Source organism: Bacillus sp. 01N45, assembly GCF_056399205.1.
Window position 1 is genome coordinate 255,293 of record NZ_JBFTQW010000007.1, and the last position, 18,788, is coordinate 274,080.

The window sequence follows — 18,788 nt, forward strand, 5'->3', positions numbered from 1 at the left end:
AACTACATGCATTTTCCTACATATTTTTTTAACTTTCATCAAAAAATATACGATGAACTCGCAGACGCCTTCCTTCATATCCACCTGAACAATACTATTCTAAAAAGTGTGATTTATTTACAAAATTAAGATTTATACAAGATGAAAACCAATAAAATACAGCTGCTTCTTTAAAGAATTGTAAACTTTTTGCCCCTTTGTAAAGTTAGTGTAAATTTTACTAGCAAACCGTTTACAGTGCCTCAAGGTTTAGTTAATAATTACATCGTACATGAAATTTAAGGAGTGGAATGCGTGGAATACAATATTCAAGATATGATCTTCCAGTTCATTGGTGGATTAGGTATTTTCTTATTCGGTATTAAATACATGGGCGATGGACTGCAACAAGCAGCTGGAGATCGTCTTCGCGATATTTTAGATCGCTTTACAACAAACCCACTTATGGGTGTGCTAGCAGGTATGTTAGTTACTGTATTAATCCAATCAAGTTCAGGAACAACCGCTTTAACAGTCGGACTTGTAAGTGCCGGATTTATGACATTAAGACAAGCAATCGGTGTTATTATGGGTGCGAACATCGGTACGACAGTTACTGCATTTATTATCGGAATTAAAATCGGAGAATACGCTCTCCCAGTTATGGCAGTTGGAGCAATTTTGCTATTCTTCTTTAAAAATAAAAAAGTACATTCTGTAGGTCAAGTTGTATTTGGTTTTGGTATGTTATTCTTCGGTTTAGAATTAATGAGCGCAGGTATGAAACCTCTTCGTTCTTTAGAGGCATTCCAAGAGTTAATGGTTAGCATGAGTGACAATCCAATTTTAGGAATTATTGTCGGTACAGTGTTCACTTTAATTGTACAAAGCTCAAGCGCAACAATCGGTATTTTACAAGAACTATTCGGTCAAGGTGCTATTGATTTACAAGCTGCTCTTCCTGTATTATTCGGTGATAATATCGGTACGACAATTACAGCAGTATTAGCAGCAATCGGTACTTCAATTGCTGCAAGACGTGCAGCATTAGTTCACGTTATCTTTAATATTATCGGTACCCTTATCTTTACGATTATATTAATACCATTTACAAGTTTAATTCAATATTTCCAAACGTCATTAAATTTAAATCCAGAAATGACAATTGCATTTGCACACGGAACATTTAACGTAACGAATACAATTATTCAGTTCCCATTCATTGCAGTATTAGCATGGATCGTAACAAAAATCATTCGTGGTGAAGATTCATCTATTAACTTCAAACCGCAACATTTAAACCCAATCTTTATTGAGCAATCTCCAGCTATTGCTTTAACAGAAGCTCAAAAAGAAATCATCCGTATGGCTGAGTTTTCATTACACGGATTAAAAGAAGCGAATCAATTTTTAAATACACAAGACAAAAAACACGCTGATATGGCTACTCAATTAGAAGGAGCTATTAACAATTTAGATAAAAAAATTATCGAGTATTTAGTTTTACTATCAGAAAAACCACTTTCACCTACAGACTCTGAAAAGCATTCGGTGCTAGCAGGTGTCGTTGGAGATATTGAACGTGTCGGTGATCATGTAGAAAACCTTGTAGAACTTGTAGATTTCCAAATTTCACATCGTGTTTCACTATCAGACGAAGCACTAGCTGAATTAAATGAAATGCTTGAGTTAACAATTTCAACATTACAAGATGCAATCAATGCTTTAACTAACTTCGACACTGAACTAGCTCAAACGGTTATTGCAAAAGAACGTAAAATTGACCAAATGGAACGTGTTCTTCGTAAACGTCACGTATTACGTCTGAATGAACGTAGCTGTTCAGGTGATGCAAGTATCATCTACGTTGATATGGTAAGTAACTTAGAGCGTATCGGTGATCACGCTGTAAATATCGCTGATGGTGTTTTAGGTGAACAAGGTAAAATCAATTTAAAACAATCATTATAATAAAAAAGAGACGCTTAAGTTAGCGTCTCTTTTTTATTTCATATTTACAACCGTTCTTCCTTTTAACTTTCCTTGCAATATAAGTGTAAACCTTTCATCTAACTCTTCCAATGTACATTCTTCTGTATAAGATAGTAACTCATTATTTTCCCATTCACTTGCTAAGAGCGTCCACACATTTCTTCTCACATCCACTGGGCATTGCACAGAATCTATTCCTAAAAGACTTATACCTCGCAAAATAAACGGATATACCGTTGTTTGTAACTCCTGCCCTGCCACATTACCGCATGTCGTTACACAACCACCATACTTTACCGTTTTTAAAGCGGTTTCTAGCATATGTCCACCTACAGTATCGATAACCCCGGCGTATATCCCTTTTAACATTGGTCTTCCTGATTCATCATTCAACTCCGTACGATGAATCACTTGTTTCGCTCCTAGACGTAGTAGCATCTCTTCCTCTTCCATTTTCCCTGTCGCTCCTACTACGTTAAATCCTAGCTTACTTAAAATACTAACAGCTACACTCCCTACGCCGCCTGTGGCACCCGTTACTAAAACATCTCCCATACTAGGCGTTATGCCTGCTCCAATAAGCTTATATACTGATAAAGCAGCTGTAAAACCTGCTGTCCCGTACATCATACTTTCCTTTAATGACATTCCCTCTGGTAAAGGGGTGATCCAAGATGCTGGCACGCGAATATATTCTCCGAAACCACCAGAAGTATTCATACCTAAATCATATCCCGTTACAATGACTTGATCTCCTACCTTAATGGTTTCCCCTTCACTACTCACAACTTCTCCTGCTGCATCAATTCCTGGCGTATGAGGATATGTTCTCGTAACACCTTTATTACCCGTGGCTGAAAGCGCATCTTTATAATTTAATGAAGAATAGTGAACCTGTATTAATACGTCCCCCTCAGGTAAACTACTTACTTCTCTCTCTACAATGTTTCTTACAAACTGCTTACTTTCTGTTTCGTTCACAACGATTGCTCGGAATGATGTATGATTCACTATGCCCGCTCCTTTATCCGTAAAATTCTTCTTTATTATATAGAAGAAACCAGTAAACCTACTCATTTCTTCTTGGCTATATTTCAACAAATCTTACTTCTCTATCACTTTCTCACAATACATGTTTTCATTTCCACTAAAACAACTTATACTTATTCTACATCTGAAAAATAAAATATAGAAAATCTGACTTTTTATAAATATATTGAATTTTTACGAAATGTAAATGATTTGTAATGTCTTTTTTCGTCAAATTTCATTATAATAAGTGGATGTGAGTGTCGTATTTCAATCCAAATGAAGGAGTACAGGAAATGGAGCAAAACCCATCTTTGCAAGAAAATACACGCAGTAAACCGAAAAAAAGTAGGAAAAAAACAAAAATTATTATAAGCGTTATTCTATTCTTTTTAATAATAGGTGGCGGTTATACTTGGTTTTTAGTAAATAAAGCATCTTCTGCTGTTCGAAATGCCGCACACGATTTAGCGCGCGGTGATAAATCTGATTTACGTGATAAAGCTGTAAAACCTATCACAAATAACGTCTCCGTCTTAATCATGGGTGTTGATGAAAGCGATGTCCGCGGGAAAGAATATGGAGAAGCTATAAGAACGGATGCACTACTACTTGCAACGTTTAATAAAGATAGCAAAACTGTAAAACTATTAAGTATTCCACGAGATACATATACTTATATCCCAGTGGAAAAGAAAAAAGATAAAATTACACACGCTCATGCATACGGTTCTACTAAAAACGGAAAAGATGGTGGACCCCAAGCAAGCATTGATGCAGTTGAAAAATTAATGAATGTTCCCGTTGATTACTTTGTAAAGTTTAACTTCAAGTCATTTATGAAAATTGTCGACGATTTAGGTGGTATTGAAGTCGATGTACCAGTTGAATTTACTGAACAAGATAGTAATGATACTGCTGATGCGATTCACCTGAAGAAAGGTGTTCAAAAGCTAAATAGTGAAGAAGCTCTTGCCCTTGCTAGAACGCGCCACATCGATAGTGATGCAATGCGTGGACAACGCCAACAGCTCGTTATTGAAGCTATTTTAAAGAAACTAACAAGCGTTGGATCTGTAACAAAAGTTGGTAACATCATTGATGATATTAACGGCCAATTCGTTACGAACTTAACATTCGATGATATGCTTTCATTCTATAAGTACGGATCGGATTCGGAAATTGAGAAATTACAAATTCAAGGTGAAGACTGCTATATGGAAAAAGGTGACGATACATGTAGCAAATCTGCTGGCGGCGGCCGAACATATTACTACAATCCAGATAAAAAAGAATTAGCAAATGTAACAAACGGGCTTCGCGCTCACCTTGGATTACCTGCATATACAAAAACAGACTCTGATTCGAAGAAAACAAGCACAGAGAAAACAAAAGAATCTAAGTCTGAAAATTCAAGTGAACGCGAATCAAGTAACAATGAAGTGAAAAATAAGAATAAAAATAGCAGTGAAGATACAGAAGCATCGTCTAACGACAATGAATAAAAAAGAAGCAGTTCTCTATGGAGGTAGAGTACTGCTTCTTTTTATTTCTTCTAAATCAAAAATCAGAACTTTCTAACTATCTTTTTTAATATTTTTAAATTATAATAAATAGTAGCAATCTATTCCAATTATCAGGGGGCTCATACATATGAAAGCTGCAGTAAAACATAACATCTCAGATTTTAAAGACTACTTAAAATCCAACGATATATACATGGAAGAAAATATAGATGAAAATGATGGTTCTGTTCATTTTTCAGTAGGCTTAGAAACAGAAGCTGGCGCAAAAATTCAACTTATCGCTGCTTTCCAAAACGAACATCCTACTGTGGATATATACTGCTTCAATGTTGCTCACGTACCTGATGCAACATCAACAAATGATATTTTGCATGTTATCAATGAATTAAACACATCTTATCGATTTGCAAAATTCACATTAAACAAGCAAAATGCAATTGATATTTCAGCATCGCTTGCATTCTCAGAACCAAACTTTAATCCAGCACTTGTCTTTGAACATACGAGAATGCTATATAAATTAGCAAATGACGAATATAAAAACTTAATGAAAGTTATTTGGGCATAAATCAGCCTGCACCAATCAGGCGTTTACTACCTTCAAATAGCGGCATAAATAAAAGGATGAGCTGCAAGCAGCACCATCCTTTTATTTCGATATCATATCAATCCACATCTTAACAGCAGTGCCTACAATCAAAATCGATAACATATATTGCAATGCTTTTTGATTGATCCTCTTCCCGACTCGCACTCCAAGCGGCGCAGCAAAGATACTTGCAATCGCGATAATAAGAGCTGGAATTACAACTACTTGCCCAGTTATTACTTTTCCAGTCGTAATTCCTACTGAGGAAATAAACGTAATTGCGATAGATGTTGCTATTGTTGTACGTATCGGCAATTTTAAAATGACCAGCATAATGGGAACTAATAAGAAAGAACCTCCAGCACCTATAATGCCTGATGCTCCGCCTACAATAAATGCTAACAAACTTGCTAACCATTTATTATATGTCACTTCACCACTATTATTTCGTTTCGGGACAAACATCATAATAGCAGCTATTGTTGCTAACGCTGCATAAACAACATTGACCGTATGTTCCGCTAATACGTTAGCACCAAAACTCCCTATGAAACTTCCTATTAATATACTAGCTCCCATATACACAACTAGTGTTTTATCCATATCATTACTTTTCCGATAGGCCCATGCCCCTGCAAAAGTTGCAAAGAATACTTGAACCGCTGTAATACCACTTACTTCATGTGACGTATAGCCAGTAAACCCCAGCAATACCGGAATGTATAAGATCATCGGATAATTAATAATCGCACCGCCAATTCCAACCATTCCTGATATAAACGATCCTATAAACCCAATTATAAAAAGTAATACGACTAAGCTCATCTTACATCCCCTCCCTTCTAAAAAGAAGGTGAATTAAATGAATAAGTTTACATTCCCATCCGAAGCATCTGCTAAATAAGCTCCTACTCCTGCAAACTCTACCCCTTCCATAATCTCTTCCTCTTTTAACCCTAATAAATCTACTGTCATTTGACAAGCGACAAGTTTAATCCCCTGTTCTTTCGCCAAATCGATTAAATCGGGTAAAGGCATCGCATTATGTTTTTTCATAATACCTTTAATCATCTTTGGTCCCATACCTGCAAAATTCATTTTTGATAATCCCATCTTATCCGCACCGCGTGGCATCATCTTTCCAAATACTTTTTCGATGAAAGTTTTCTTCACCTTCACATGCTCATCTTTCCTTAAAGCATTTAATCCCCAAAAAGTATGAAAAATAGTTACCTCTTGATCATACGCCGCTGCACCATTTGCAATAATATAAGCAGCCATTGCTTTATCATAATCTCCGCTAAATAAAACGATTGTTGTTTTCTTCTGTTGTTCCATGTTTTTCTCCCTCCAATTACCTATAGGGGTATTTTGTCATTTATAAAAAGGCTCAAATCATGTATCTCTGTACTATACGACTTTACCTTCCCATGCTAACATACCACCTACCATATTAATTGCTTGAAAACCGTAGCTCTCTAAAAACTGAACTGCTCGTGCACTTCTTCCGCCAGAACGACAAACGATAATATACTCTTTCTTTTTATCCAACTCATGCATACGAAACTCTAATAGTCCTAGTGGAATATTACATGCTTCTGGGATTTTCCCCTCGGCAACTTCTTCTACTTCACGTACGTCTACGATATTGACTGCTTCTTTACGTAACAATTTTTCTTCTAATTCTTTTACTGTCATTTCTTTCATTTTAAATTTCCTCCTCACAAACCATTCATACCGCCTGAAACATTGATAACGTGCTGAAATCCTAATTTCTTTAATACCTTTGCTGCTTGCTTACTTCTCATCCCGCTCTGACAAATAACGATTACTTCCTTATTTTTATCTAATTGATTTGCTTTACTAGCTAACTCATTTAATGGGATATTCTGAAACCCTTTCATATGATTCCCTCTATACTCACCTACTGTACGTACATCGATAAATTGTTTATTCTTTTGCCCCATCATCCGTTTTAAATCTTTTCCTGAAATATTTTTTACTCCTCTAACTGGTAAGAAGCGAGAAATAATAAACCACGATACAAGTACAATTAAGATTACATTTAATATTGTCTTTACATCCATAAAACTATTTAAACTCCTTTTGTGCTTTTTTCCCGTCCAAATATATACTATAGCTTTGAATATGGAACCCTTTCTTTCTTAAAAAACGAACACTTAAATTCCGATCCACTTTATTATGAACAATAAGATGCAAAGGCTTATTTGGTATTTCATGATAATACCGTTTTAAATACGCATACGGTATACACATAATTCTAGAAGTGTTATCACTGTGACTCTCTGTATAATTGCGTACATCTACAACAACACTTTCCATTTTCCTTACTTGTTCTAACGAAATATATGCAACGTTTAAAACCGGAATGTAACGTTTTACTAAAATTCCTAGCATCCATACTAGTAGAGATATAACTATATAAAACATATATGATTATCCTCTTTACTTTCAATAATAAGCATAGGATGTAATCTTCCACTTGTTATTGAACTGCTATGCTTTCTTGATCCAGAATTTTAATTCACCAGATTCTTCCGTGTGTTTTAACACTTCATGACCGCCTTTTTGTGACCATGCTGGAATATCTTTAATCGCACCTTTATCTGTTAAGTGTACTTCTAACACTTCCCCCGATTGTAATGCTTCCATTGCCTTCTTTGTTTTTACAATTGGCATTGGACATGCTAATCCTTTTACATCTAATACTTCTTTCACTTTCATCTTATATGCCTCCTATTTTTATAATTAAGCTTTCTTAATCCAGAACTTTAATTCGCCGTCTTCTTCTGTATGCTTTAACACTTCATGACCGCCTTTTTGTGACCATGCTGGAATATCTTTAATCGCACCTTTATCTGTTAAGTGTACTTCTAAAACTTCCCCCGATTGTAATGCTTCCATCGCCTTCTTTGTTTTCACAATTGGCATTGGACATGCTAATCCTTTTACATCTAATACTTCTTTCACCTTCATCTTATATACCTCCTATTTTTATTTCATTTGAAACCGAATTAATTATGAACAGCACAACGGTTTGGACCAATCTCCATTTCACGCTCTTCGTCTTGACTTGGATTTAATCGCCCCATATTTGTTTGACGAATTTCTTGATATGCATTCGGTTGAGGTGGTAAATTCTCTGTTACAACTTTACGAAACTCTCCCTCATCCTCAATATTTAATCCTGCATTATACGCAAATAAATCTTTTAATTTAGCACTAACAATGCCACTCTCGTCCATTTCAATTATTTTTGAATAATGAGCCGGTAACACAACTAAGTTTTGAGATAGTTCTTTATATCGGCTATACAAAGTAGTACGTAAATCACTTACCCAATCTTCAGCTTTCCCAGCAAGGTCTGGACGCCCAATTGAATCTACAAATAAAATATCGCCTGATAATAAATAGGAATCATCTACAATAAATGACGTACTTCCAATCGTATGCCCCGGTGAGTATAATGCGTCAATTTCAATTTTAGTACCCCCCACCGTAATAACAGATCCTTCAACAAGTGGTTTATATGAGAACACAACTTCCTCCGCATCTTTTGGCGGCAACCAATACGTACCACCTACTTTTTCCGCTAACTTACGTCCGCCAGAAATATGGTCTGCATGTAAATGTGTATCCATTACATTCGTAATCGTAACACCATGCTCTTTCGCAAACTCTTCGTACGCTTCAACTGTTCTTACTGCATCAATAACTGCTGCTTCACCGTTTGAAACGACCATATAAGATAAGCAACCTTTTCCAAGACGGTTAAACTGATACATACTTCCGCCATCTTTTAAATCTCCAACTTTTATAGGCTTTATATATTCACTCCAAGCCTTCATACCACCAGATAAATAATAAACATTTTCTAATCCAGCCTCTGTTAATTGCTCTGCCACAAATATAGAAGACCCTTCTTTTGCGCATACTACTAAAACATCTTTATCTTTAGGTAGTTCACTTACAATATGATCTACACCCTCTAATAAATCAAAGTACGGCACATTCATTGAAGTAACTTCTTTTCCTTCAATTTTCCAATCTTCATAATCCGCCTCATTACGAACATCTAAAATAAATAACTCTCCGAATAAAACTTTCTCTGCAACATCTTTTGCTTGTAACGGTTTAACGTTCATCTCATTACCCCCATAGGTATATTTTTATTTAAAAAATTTTATTTTTCCACATTGCCTTGCCACTCTAACATGCCTGGAATGACATTTTTCACATTTGCATAACCTTTCTCTTTCAACATGTGGCAAGCTACATCACTACGGTTACCAGTTCGGCAAACAACATAAATTTGCTTCTTCTGATCTAACGCTGCACTGTCTAATTCCCCTAACGGCACGGAAACAGCCGATGGAATATGACCAAAAGCGAATTCCGCCGCTTCACGAACATCTACTACAATACACTCTTCACCACTTAATAATATCTCTTCCAATTCCGAATTCGTAATTGTTTGAGGATATTTCACTACTTCATTCACTTCATGCTCGTGTGCTTTTCTAACGTAATGCATCAATACATCACCTTCGTGTTTCGTCCCGATGTACTGATGACCTACTTTACTCGCCCAACTTTGTATATCTACAGTAGACCCTTTATCTGTTGCCTGAACTTCAATCACTTGCCCTGATGTCAAACCTTCCATCGCCTTCTTCGTCTTCACAATCGGCATCGGACAGGCCAAACCTTTACAATCTAAACTCATATCCACTTTTATACTCATAGTCGATTCCTCCATAATTTATACACATATACCTGTAGGGGTATATTAAAATGTTTTTGAAAATCTGTCAACACTTATGTTTGACAGATTATCGGCTTTTTACAAGTAATTGAACAGCTTCTTTAATTAACTCTTCATTTGAACCATTACCGCTTTCAAACTGCTCACGCAAACATTGCTCTAAATTCGTTCCCACAACAAGTCCAATTGTACGATCAAGTGCAGAACGAGATGCCGTTAACTGTGTAATAACCTCTCGGCAATCTTTTCCTTCTTCCATCATACGAAGCACACCACGAACCTGACCTTCAATACGTTTCAATCTATTTTTCATATCTTGATTATATTCCATTCTATAATCACCTCATTACCATTATGTCACTATTTATAACCTATGACAATATATTATACCCTATAGGGTATTTTGTAAACCCCTATTTTTAATGTTTATCTTATATATTCACAAAACAAAAAGTGAAACCTTAATACATAAGCTTTCATCTTCCACTAAATTTTGAAGTGGAAGATGAAAAAATATTAATACGCAACACGTTCTGGTAATACTGTCCCATACAATTTAAAGCCACCATCTACATTCTTTACCTTATATCCTTTTTCCATTAACATGCGCGCTGCGACATAACCTCTCATACCAAGTTGACAGGTAATATATATTTCTTTATCTACCGGTACTTCATCCAAACGATCACGTAACTCATCTAAGGGGATATTAATAGAACCTTTAATCATTCCTTGTTTGAGTTCATTAGGCTCTCGAACATCAATAAGATATCCACCATTTTCAACAATACGATCTACCTCATGCCATTGTACTGTGTCCACAAAACCATCTACTATATTACTTGCCGCATACCCCACCATGTTTACTGGGTCTTTTGCAGAAGAATAAGGCGGGGCATATGATAATTCTAAATCTGGCAAATCAATTACGGTTAAGTTTGCCTTCATTGCCGTTGCAATAACATCAATACGCTTATCTACACCGTCACGCCCTAACGCCTGCGCCCCATACATTTTTCCGCTTTCTTTATTAAAAATTAATTTTATTAACACTGGCGTCGCATTCGGATAATATCCGGCATGCGAATTCGCCTGTACGTGTACTACCTCATAGGGTATATTTAATCGTTTTAATATTTTCTCATTTACTCCCGTCGCAGCAACTGTTAAATCAAAAACTTTAGCTACAGAAGTTCCCATCGTACCTTTATATAAAGAATCCGTATGACCATGAATAATATCTGCTAACATGCGACCTTGACGATTAGCTGGCCACGCTAACGGAATCATCGTTTCTGTTTCTGTAACAAAATCCTTTACTTCAATCGCATCACCAATTGCATATATGTGCGGGTCCGACGTTTGAAAACTCTCATCTACCTTTATCGTTCCTCTAACTCCTAGTACTAACCCTGCATCCTTCGCTAAACTGCTCTCTGGTTGCACACCAATTGCTAAAATAATCATATCTGTCTTTATGATTGAACCACTTTTTAAACGTACAACAGTCCCGTGCTCTTCTAATGCATCTACACCATCTTCTAAAACAAGCTCAACATTGTGCTTTTTCATATGCTCATGCACATATGCTGCCATTTCATAATCAATTGGTGGCATTACTTGATTTGCCATCTCTACAAGAGTAACATCAATTCCTCGTTCTCTTAAGTTTTCAACCATTTCTACTCCAATAAATCCGCCACCAATAACCGTCGCATGATGTGGTTTCTTCTCATCAATGTACGCTTTAATACGATCTGTATCAGGTACATTTCGTAACGTAAACAACGCCTTCGCTTCTTCAATACCTGGAATAGGTGGAACAATTGGTTTTGCCCCTGGTGAAAGAATTAAAATATCATATTCCTCGTTATATGTTTCATTTGTAGTTACATTCTTTATCGTAATTGTTTTCTCTTCTTTATTAATCTTTACTACTTCACTCAATACACGTATATCTAAATTAAAACGCTTTGACATTCTTTCAACAGTTTGAACTAATAACTTTTGTCTTTCTGTAATGACACCGCCAATGTAGTATGGTAATCCACAATTCGCAAATGAAATATATTCACCACGCTCCACCATAATAATTTCATCTTCTTCACTTAAACGACGAAGCCTTGCAGCTACTGATGCCCCGCCCGCAACTCCACCTACTACAACAATTTTTCTAGACATATTTTAAACCTCCATATGATTTATTTACTCAATGTATCAAAAACAGAAAACTTATACCCGTATGGGTATATAATAAAATATACAAAAATCATTTTCAATATATATATCTTTTGTTCACAAATTCGAAACAAAAAAGAACCTAGCTATCTCCAGGTTCCTTTCTGTATGATTAAATCCATGCCTAAAGGCGGCGTAGTATGGAGTAATACTTATTTTTGACGGCTGAATTCATTTACGAATGAAGTAATTTGTCATACTTCCTATAAAATCTTTGTAAAACGATAATCCATTTCTCCACCTAACGCTTCAGGTGTATCACCAGTTTCTCTAAAATCATGTGTATAAATTTGTTCAAATGAACCGAAATCTACTTGCTTATAAAATTCATAGCAAGGGAAACCATCATGTTCTCCTTGAATATCGATACTACCATCCTTTTTCACACATACAGTTAATAAATAGTCCACAGGAGGAGCATACACATTTAACGGATTACTTGCACTTGCTCTCATTTTGAATTGCACACCATCAGAATTCCATTCAATATCCGTACACACAATATTTTCAGTACTCGCTTTTCCTGTTCTTTTATTCACCGAACCATCTGGGTTTGTAACCTTCTCTGTCGTAATACCCGTGTCCGCATATGAAAACACTTCTTCTTTATAAAAATCCACTACTACCTCTTGCTCAACTCTAGAGCGCATAGCGTTTACCGCATACGGTGTAAATTCACGGGAATCACCTTCGAATTGGATTACTTTTCCCGTTTCCATATCCTTCTTAGCTTCAGTCCAAGACATTGGAATAAATACACTGGCTCTAATTTTAACGATATTAGTCATAAGAAACACCTCTATAATTTTATTTTAAATACTGCATACCATTGAGTAAAACAGATCACAATTTCGGTCCCATAATCAATAGATTTCTCTTTTAACGTTTGCTACTTCCTTCTGAAAAATAGCGCTATATTTATTAGATTGTCGTTTTAAAACTATATTCCATTTCTCCAGCTAGTGCTGCTGGGGTATCATCCGTTTCTCTGAAATCATGTGTGTATATTAATTCAAATGAACCAAAGTCTATTTGTTTATAAAATTCATAGCAAGGGAAACCATCGTGTACACCTTCAACATGCACAGTACCACATTCATTAACTCGTATAGTCAAAAAATAGTCAGCTGCAGGTGCTGTCGTGTTTAACGGATTACTTGCACTTGCTCTCATTTCAAATGAAACTTCATCTTCACTCCATACAATATTTGTACATACAATGCTTTCTGTACTTGTTTCTCCTTTTTGATACTCAATTGAGCCATCTGGATTTGTAATCTTCACAGTGACGATACAAGCATCTGCATATGTGAAAATTTCTTTTTTATAAAAATCAATATTCACTTCTTGTTCTAATCTTGAACGCTTTGTGTTCACAGCGTATGGTGTAAACTCACGTGCATCTCCAGCATATTCAAACACCCTTCCTGTTGCAGAATCCTTAATAGGTTCCAGCGATGCATATGGTGCAAATACACTCCCTCTAATTTTAACGATATTAACCATGTGAAACCTCCATTGATTCTATTTATATAAATCATTATTTGTACTATACGGAATATAGTCAATTTGATTGACTATATTCCGTATAGTACAATAGGTTTCGCATGTAGTCAACTTAATTGACTATAATTACGGAGGTTATATACATGGATCATTCAACATTTAACGAACTAGACCTTACTTCACTTTTATCATTATCTTTCAGTACATTAATTACTGAACTACATGAAAAATTAAGTGAATTAGGATTTGAAGATATTAGGCCAGCACATGGTTTTATGTTCAAACGCATTCTTCCTAATGGAGCAACTGGTATAGAACTAGCTGAGTATTTAGGGATTTCCAAACAAGCTGTAAGTAAAATGATAGATTCTCTTGAGAGTAGTGGTTACGTTACACGTAAAACGCATCCTACTGATAAAAGAGGTAAGATCATTGTTTTAACCGAACGTGGTTTGTCAGTAATGAAAGCAAAAGAAGAAATAATAGCTGAAATAGAACAGCGATGGATTGAAAACATAGGTGCAGAACGAATGCAAATGCTTAAAGAAGATTTAACAACATTCGTTACTAAAAAAAATACAGGAAAATTATCATCAAATATACGCCCTGTTTGGTAAACAAAAACTCCATATAAAAAACGAATCCATTTTGATTATTCTTTTTCAAAATGGATTCGTTTTTTACAGTTTTATTAATAATTATTGTTTCTTTTAAATTTTATATTAAATACATGAAAGTCTATATTTTAAACATTATATGATTTCATAACTCTCTGCACAATCAAACTCGCCGTATTCTCCTCCGGTGGCATCAACAAATTTGTAGCTGGCCCATATACGACAGGACTTAATTCCACTTCATATCCACCATATACAAACTCTTCCTTTGTAGGTAAATAACCAATATATCCGTTCGTATATCCACCAAAGAAAGCTAGTTCATTTTGAAGACTCTCTTTCATTTCTAACGCAGTTTCTGAAAAAGGTTCCATCGGTATACCAGAGAACATACCATCATTAACCTGAAACAGTTGAACTTCTAAATCAATACGTAACTGCCGAATACCTTGCTTATATTTCTCTAAAATGATAGTAAGCCATTCATCCGTATTCATCCCCCACTGCTTCTCGGCCAATCGAGCCATGCTTCGTATCTCATTCATTTCAGGAATATCTTTCAACTTCATTTGCATCGTACTCGAAATCGTTCTTAAATTTACAATTGGGCTGTATGTAACTGTTGGCAACATCGTTAATACATGTCCACTAAGTGTGTAAGCCATTTTCTTTAATGCTTCTCTTGAACCGCGATACTTCGCATTTACATTACCAGCAGCCCCTTGCACAATAATAACAGGACAGTTTACTATCTTCTCAAGAACCTCTCTCGTCATTCCAGGATAATCCGCTGATAACACATCACTATCACCTTTTAAAACATTTGGATGAGCCGTACAAAATACTACAATCCCAGATAGCTCCTTCGTTTCAGCATTTCTTATGGCTAACATACCAATTCGTTTATCTACAACACCCTCTATATTTGTTCCCATCTTTGCTCTTCCATCAGATGTTCTCTCTCTTCGGTTGACCCCAATATCACCTGTCGTAACACCCCAGCCAACTTCACAGAGCTTCAAGTTGTTATCCGCAGTAACCGCACCTTGCACTACATTATTTACTAAAATCGTTTTATACGACTTTACTAAAGATTGCTCACCGACTGTTTCTGGACCAGAGTGTGTATGTGTATAAACAACTGTTATTCGCTCAAATGGCACATGAAGCCTACTAGCTACTCGCTCACGAATAACATTCGTATCTTCTACTAACATCCCAATATTATCAACACTTATAAACACCGTTTTCATTTCATTTTTTTCAAATACAAAGACCGTCCCGTAAATACGCTCTTCAATATTATTTATTCCTGTCTCTCTATGGTATCCGACAAAATCAATACCGACAGGCGGCGTAATATCCACCTTGCATACCCCTATTTTGCTCATTTGAATCGCTCCATTTCTCTATGTAACTCCCTTTTTCAAGAATAGCATATTTAACCTTGTTCCAAATAAAAAAGAACGGACATAGCATTCTATGTCCGTTCTTTTCATCACACATACTTCCGATGCACCATCTTCCCATCATAAGAAAACACAACGCCCTTACTCTCCACAATGGACTCCATATGCACCGTTCTTCCCCATAGCTGATGAAGATACGGTAATACTTTTTCTAAGTATTTTAAATCTAGTTCAATTCCTTCATAGCTATGTTTAATGTACAATTCCCCATTCTTTAAGTAGTCTCCATCTTCTACTACTAAGTACGGGAAACCTCCATTAGTACGCATATTTACAAGTTGATCACGCACATGCTCCCATTCTTTATCAATCACTTTATATTCTTTTCCTTGGCGCTGGAATAAGTACATATCTTCTCTCATTACGAGGTCTTTATTTAAGTAGTTTCTTAAGAACGATACGTCCCACTCAATTTCACGTACTTCAAAAATTTTGTCTCGACCAGATCCTGGTTTTACACCGCGTCGCTTCATTTCTTCTGTCGGGTTGTTGTAACGTTCTTCAATATCTTCGAACATTTTAATACCGAGGTAGTATGGATTAATGCTTGTTTTTGATGGTTGAACTACACCTGCATTAAGCTTTGCGAATTCAATCGCTTCAGAAGATGTTAAGTCCATTTCACGAAGTATGCGTTGATGCCAGAAGGAAGCCCAGCCTTCATTCATAATCTTCGTTTCAAGCTGTGGCCAGAAATATAACATTTCCTCGCGCATCATCGTTAATATGTCGCGCTGCCACTCTTCTAGCTCACGGCTATATTCTTCAATAAAGAGGAGTAAATCTTTTTCTGGCTGCGGTGGGATTTTCTTCTTTTTATGCATATTAGGTCGTTCCCTCTTTTTGTTTCGATCATCTAAATTCCATAAATCATCGTACTGTGATATCTTTTTCTTTTCTACATCCTCTTCTAAATCTCCAATACTCCAAGCAAGTTTCGGACGCATAAGCGATGGATCAATATGTTCTTGAATGGCAAGTACTGCATCCAAGAACGTTTCTACCTCTTCTCTTCCATACTTATGTTCATACGCCTTCACACGATCTGCTGTCGCTGCCATACTCTCCACCATATCGCGTTTCGTATTAGAGAAACGAATATTATTTTTGAAGAAATCACAGTGCGCTAAAACGTGCGCCACGATTAATTTATTTTGAATTAAAGAATTCGTATCTAATAAAAAGGCGTAACATGGATTAGAGTTAATAACGAGTTCATAAATTTTACTAAGTCCTAAATCGTATTGTAATTTCATTCTGAAAAATTGCTTTCCAAAACTCCAATGCGAAAACCTCGTCGGCATCCCATATGCACCAAATGTATAAATAATTTCCGCTGGACATACTTCATAACGCATCGGATAAAAATCAAGCCCAAATCCAGTCGCAATTTCCGTAATTTCCGCAATCGCATATTGCAGCGCTTTATCTTCACTTGCTCTCATTATTTTCCCTCCTTACACTTTCCCTTAAGAAAGTGTATGATGAGGAACAAGCTTTCATGAGGATTGATTGCATAATAAAAAGACATCCTCATAAAAACGAGAATGTCTCATCTATTAACCTTCAATAATCTCCATCTTCTCCGTAATCGGCGTACGAGCTTTTCCTTCTGGTGCTTTATCGAAATAGCCAAGGTGAAGAATTCCAACGATGCGTTGACCTCTTGTTAAACCAAGTCCTTCTATAAATAATGGATTGTAGTTTAATCCGCCTGATTTCCAAACGCAACCTAAGCCACGTTCCCAAGCAAGCAGTTGGAAGTTTTGCATAAATGCACATGTTGCAGCGTAATCTTCGTCGCGTTGAATTTGACGTGGATCTTCATTAATATAAACAACAATTTGTGCCGGCGTGCTTAAGAAACGATCTGATAAAATTTTGCCTCGTTTCGCTCTTTCTTCTTCTGTGAAAGAGTTTAATACTGCATCTACTAATTTTTTGCGGCCTTCTCCAATGTATAATTTACAATTCCATGGTTCACGGTGTTTATGATTCGGTGCCCATGTTGCGTCGTTTAATAGTTCAATTAATAACTCTTTATCTACAGCTTTATCTGTAAATGTACGTACAGAGCGTCTTTCTTTAATCACATTTGCGATGGAAGTATATGTAGTCATATTTTTCTCTCCCTTATTTTCATCTATATGTATACATTTGTTATTGATATTGATTTTCAATTTCGATTATACCTTAGTTTTTTACTATTAATCAATGTTTTATGTTGGAAAACTTCCAAAAACGTCATTTTATACTGTGAATAAAAAAACTTAACTTGTTCACAAGTATTTCACATTTTATGGAAATGATATGTGTACAGTTTTCCACATTATCCATCTAGGAGGAGTTTATATGTACAAAAAAATCGCAGTAAGTATGACTATGGCAACATTATTATTCGGGGCAACCGTCTTCCCTACTTTCGCTGCCACGCCAAAAGAAATAACATTGCACCATCATAAGCCTATTTCAGAAGAAGAAATGCAGTCGCTCGAAAAACTCGGCTATAACAAACATGAAATTTGGAAAGCTGCTCACATTGCAAGAATCGGTAAAAAAGAAATAAAAGACGTTTTAGCTTACTATAAGCAAAATAAATCTTGGGAGAAAACAGCCCAGCATTTCGGTGTAGATCCAAGTAAATTAAAAAAGCATCATATGAATAAAGAGACGAAAAAAGCACTGCTGCAAGAATTAGCAAATATGCAAAAATCTACACCAGACGGCCTAAAACAAAAAATGAAAGATTATAATATCGGATTACGTCAGCTCACGGTATTAACAATCATCTCTCAAAAAAGTAACACTCCTCTTGATGATGTACTAAAAATGAAAAAAGACGGAATGGACATTAAACAAATTGCAGAAAAATTAAATGTAAAAAAAGAAGATATACGAGCAGAAATGATTAAATTAGTGAAGTCTATTAAGGAAAAGAAAACAAATTAATACGCCAAAAAAGGAAGGGATTCCCAATACCCTTCCTTTTCTTTATGAACTTTCAATTTTCAAGTATAAATTCCCGCCTTTCCCAAAAACTAACATAAGTAAATGCTA

22 protein-coding genes are annotated in these 18,788 nt (G+C 35.9%); 5 read left to right on the top strand and 17 right to left on the bottom strand.

The genetic code is table 11. The annotated features are described in order from the left end of the window. Positions 1-294 precede the first annotated feature (294 nt). On the top strand, positions 295-1,950 hold the full coding sequence (locus AC1DMU_RS18475; protein ID WP_048545730.1) for a Na/Pi cotransporter family protein: 1,656 nt from the start codon (positions 295-297) through the stop codon (positions 1,948-1,950). Between the two features lie 33 nt (positions 1,951-1,983). Here the strand turns inward: AC1DMU_RS18475 and AC1DMU_RS18480 are convergent, their stop codons facing one another. Then, positions 1,984-2,982, bottom strand: a complete 999-nt coding sequence (locus AC1DMU_RS18480) for a YhdH/YhfP family quinone oxidoreductase (RefSeq protein WP_088062035.1) — start codon at positions 2,980-2,982, stop codon at positions 1,984-1,986. 314 nt (positions 2,983-3,296) lie between these two features. Between AC1DMU_RS18480 and AC1DMU_RS18485 the strand changes: the two genes are divergently transcribed. Both AC1DMU_RS18485 and AC1DMU_RS18490 read left to right on the top strand, forming a co-directional pair. Beyond that, entirely contained in the window at positions 3,297-4,505 is a 1,209-nt protein-coding gene (locus AC1DMU_RS18485; RefSeq protein WP_088062034.1) for an LCP family protein, read from the top strand. A gap of 148 nt (positions 4,506-4,653) precedes the next feature. Beyond that, positions 4,654-5,094: a hypothetical protein gene (locus AC1DMU_RS18490; RefSeq protein ID WP_000642361.1), complete on the top strand. Its 441-nt coding sequence runs from the start codon at positions 4,654-4,656 to the stop codon at positions 5,092-5,094. Between the two features lie 81 nt (positions 5,095-5,175). Here AC1DMU_RS18490 and AC1DMU_RS18495 read toward each other — a convergent pair whose 3' ends face one another. The 13 genes from AC1DMU_RS18495 to AC1DMU_RS18555 all read right to left on the bottom strand — a co-directional run bounded on the left by AC1DMU_RS18495 (position 5,176) and on the right by AC1DMU_RS18555 (position 13,645). Beyond that, entirely contained in the window at positions 5,176-5,940 is a 765-nt protein-coding gene (locus tag AC1DMU_RS18495) for a sulfite exporter TauE/SafE family protein (RefSeq protein ID WP_088062032.1), read from the bottom strand. A 33-nt stretch (positions 5,941-5,973) separates the two neighbouring features. Then, positions 5,974-6,453: a DsrE/DsrF/DrsH-like family protein gene (locus AC1DMU_RS18500; RefSeq protein ID WP_000437728.1), complete on the bottom strand. Its 480-nt coding sequence runs from the start codon at positions 6,451-6,453 to the stop codon at positions 5,974-5,976. A gap of 72 nt (positions 6,454-6,525) precedes the next feature. Then, a complete protein-coding gene (locus AC1DMU_RS18505) occupies positions 6,526-6,822 on the bottom strand; it encodes a rhodanese-like domain-containing protein (protein ID WP_000661816.1) in 297 nt (98 codons plus the stop codon). 14 nt (positions 6,823-6,836) lie between these two features. Next, positions 6,837-7,202 (bottom strand): rhodanese-like domain-containing protein, encoded by a 366-nt coding sequence (locus tag AC1DMU_RS18510; RefSeq protein WP_000382694.1) that lies wholly within the window; start codon positions 7,200-7,202, stop codon positions 6,837-6,839. Positions 7,203-7,206: 4 nt separating this feature from the next. Further along, a complete protein-coding gene (locus AC1DMU_RS18515; protein WP_088062030.1) occupies positions 7,207-7,566 on the bottom strand; it encodes a sulfurtransferase in 360 nt (119 codons plus the stop codon). Positions 7,567-7,632: 66 nt separating this feature from the next. Further along, positions 7,633-7,860 carry a sulfurtransferase TusA family protein gene (locus tag AC1DMU_RS18520; RefSeq protein ID WP_000864996.1) on the bottom strand — a complete coding sequence of 76 codons (228 nt, stop codon included), beginning with the start codon at positions 7,858-7,860 and terminating at the stop codon, positions 7,633-7,635. 24 nt (positions 7,861-7,884) lie between these two features. Then, positions 7,885-8,112: a sulfurtransferase TusA family protein gene (locus tag AC1DMU_RS18525; protein ID WP_044796320.1), complete on the bottom strand. Its 228-nt coding sequence runs from the start codon at positions 8,110-8,112 to the stop codon at positions 7,885-7,887. A gap of 38 nt (positions 8,113-8,150) precedes the next feature. After that, positions 8,151-9,281 carry an MBL fold metallo-hydrolase gene (locus AC1DMU_RS18530; RefSeq protein WP_088062028.1) on the bottom strand — a complete coding sequence of 377 codons (1,131 nt, stop codon included), beginning with the start codon at positions 9,279-9,281 and terminating at the stop codon, positions 8,151-8,153. A 38-nt stretch (positions 9,282-9,319) separates the two neighbouring features. Continuing rightward, positions 9,320-9,880: a sulfurtransferase TusA family protein gene (locus AC1DMU_RS18535; RefSeq protein ID WP_088062026.1), complete on the bottom strand. Its 561-nt coding sequence runs from the start codon at positions 9,878-9,880 to the stop codon at positions 9,320-9,322. Positions 9,881-9,968: 88 nt separating this feature from the next. After that, positions 9,969-10,232, bottom strand: coding sequence for a metal-sensitive transcriptional regulator (locus AC1DMU_RS18540; RefSeq protein ID WP_000456206.1), 264 nt, complete (start codon positions 10,230-10,232; stop codon positions 9,969-9,971). A gap of 185 nt (positions 10,233-10,417) precedes the next feature. Beyond that, positions 10,418-12,082 (bottom strand): CoA-disulfide reductase, encoded by a 1,665-nt coding sequence (cdr, locus tag AC1DMU_RS18545; protein ID WP_088062024.1) that lies wholly within the window; start codon positions 12,080-12,082, stop codon positions 10,418-10,420. 260 nt (positions 12,083-12,342) lie between these two features. Beyond that, positions 12,343-12,927 (bottom strand): DUF3238 domain-containing protein, encoded by a 585-nt coding sequence (locus AC1DMU_RS18550; protein WP_046956727.1) that lies wholly within the window; start codon positions 12,925-12,927, stop codon positions 12,343-12,345. A 133-nt stretch (positions 12,928-13,060) separates the two neighbouring features. Then, positions 13,061-13,645 carry a DUF3238 domain-containing protein gene (locus AC1DMU_RS18555; RefSeq protein WP_088062022.1) on the bottom strand — a complete coding sequence of 195 codons (585 nt, stop codon included), beginning with the start codon at positions 13,643-13,645 and terminating at the stop codon, positions 13,061-13,063. 143 nt (positions 13,646-13,788) lie between these two features. Here AC1DMU_RS18555 and AC1DMU_RS18560 point away from each other — a divergent pair, with 143 nt between their 5' ends. Further along, positions 13,789-14,262 (top strand): MarR family winged helix-turn-helix transcriptional regulator, encoded by a 474-nt coding sequence (locus tag AC1DMU_RS18560; RefSeq protein WP_046956729.1) that lies wholly within the window; start codon positions 13,789-13,791, stop codon positions 14,260-14,262. Between the two features lie 128 nt (positions 14,263-14,390). Here AC1DMU_RS18560 and AC1DMU_RS18565 read toward each other — a convergent pair whose 3' ends face one another. The 3 genes from AC1DMU_RS18565 to AC1DMU_RS18575 form a co-directional block, all read right to left on the bottom strand. Beyond that, positions 14,391-15,653: a neutral/alkaline non-lysosomal ceramidase N-terminal domain-containing protein gene (locus tag AC1DMU_RS18565; protein WP_476941541.1), complete on the bottom strand. Its 1,263-nt coding sequence runs from the start codon at positions 15,651-15,653 to the stop codon at positions 14,391-14,393. Between the two features lie 107 nt (positions 15,654-15,760). Next, positions 15,761-17,176: a stage V sporulation protein SpoVR gene (spoVR, locus tag AC1DMU_RS18570; RefSeq protein WP_001202728.1), complete on the bottom strand. Its 1,416-nt coding sequence runs from the start codon at positions 17,174-17,176 to the stop codon at positions 15,761-15,763. A 114-nt stretch (positions 17,177-17,290) separates the two neighbouring features. Continuing rightward, positions 17,291-17,851, bottom strand: coding sequence for a nitroreductase family protein (locus tag AC1DMU_RS18575; protein WP_000214808.1), 561 nt, complete (start codon positions 17,849-17,851; stop codon positions 17,291-17,293). A 232-nt stretch (positions 17,852-18,083) separates the two neighbouring features. Here AC1DMU_RS18575 and AC1DMU_RS18580 point away from each other — a divergent pair, with 232 nt between their 5' ends. Next, positions 18,084-18,680, top strand: coding sequence for a hypothetical protein (locus AC1DMU_RS18580; RefSeq protein WP_141542708.1), 597 nt, complete (start codon positions 18,084-18,086; stop codon positions 18,678-18,680). Positions 18,681-18,788 lie beyond the last annotated feature (108 nt).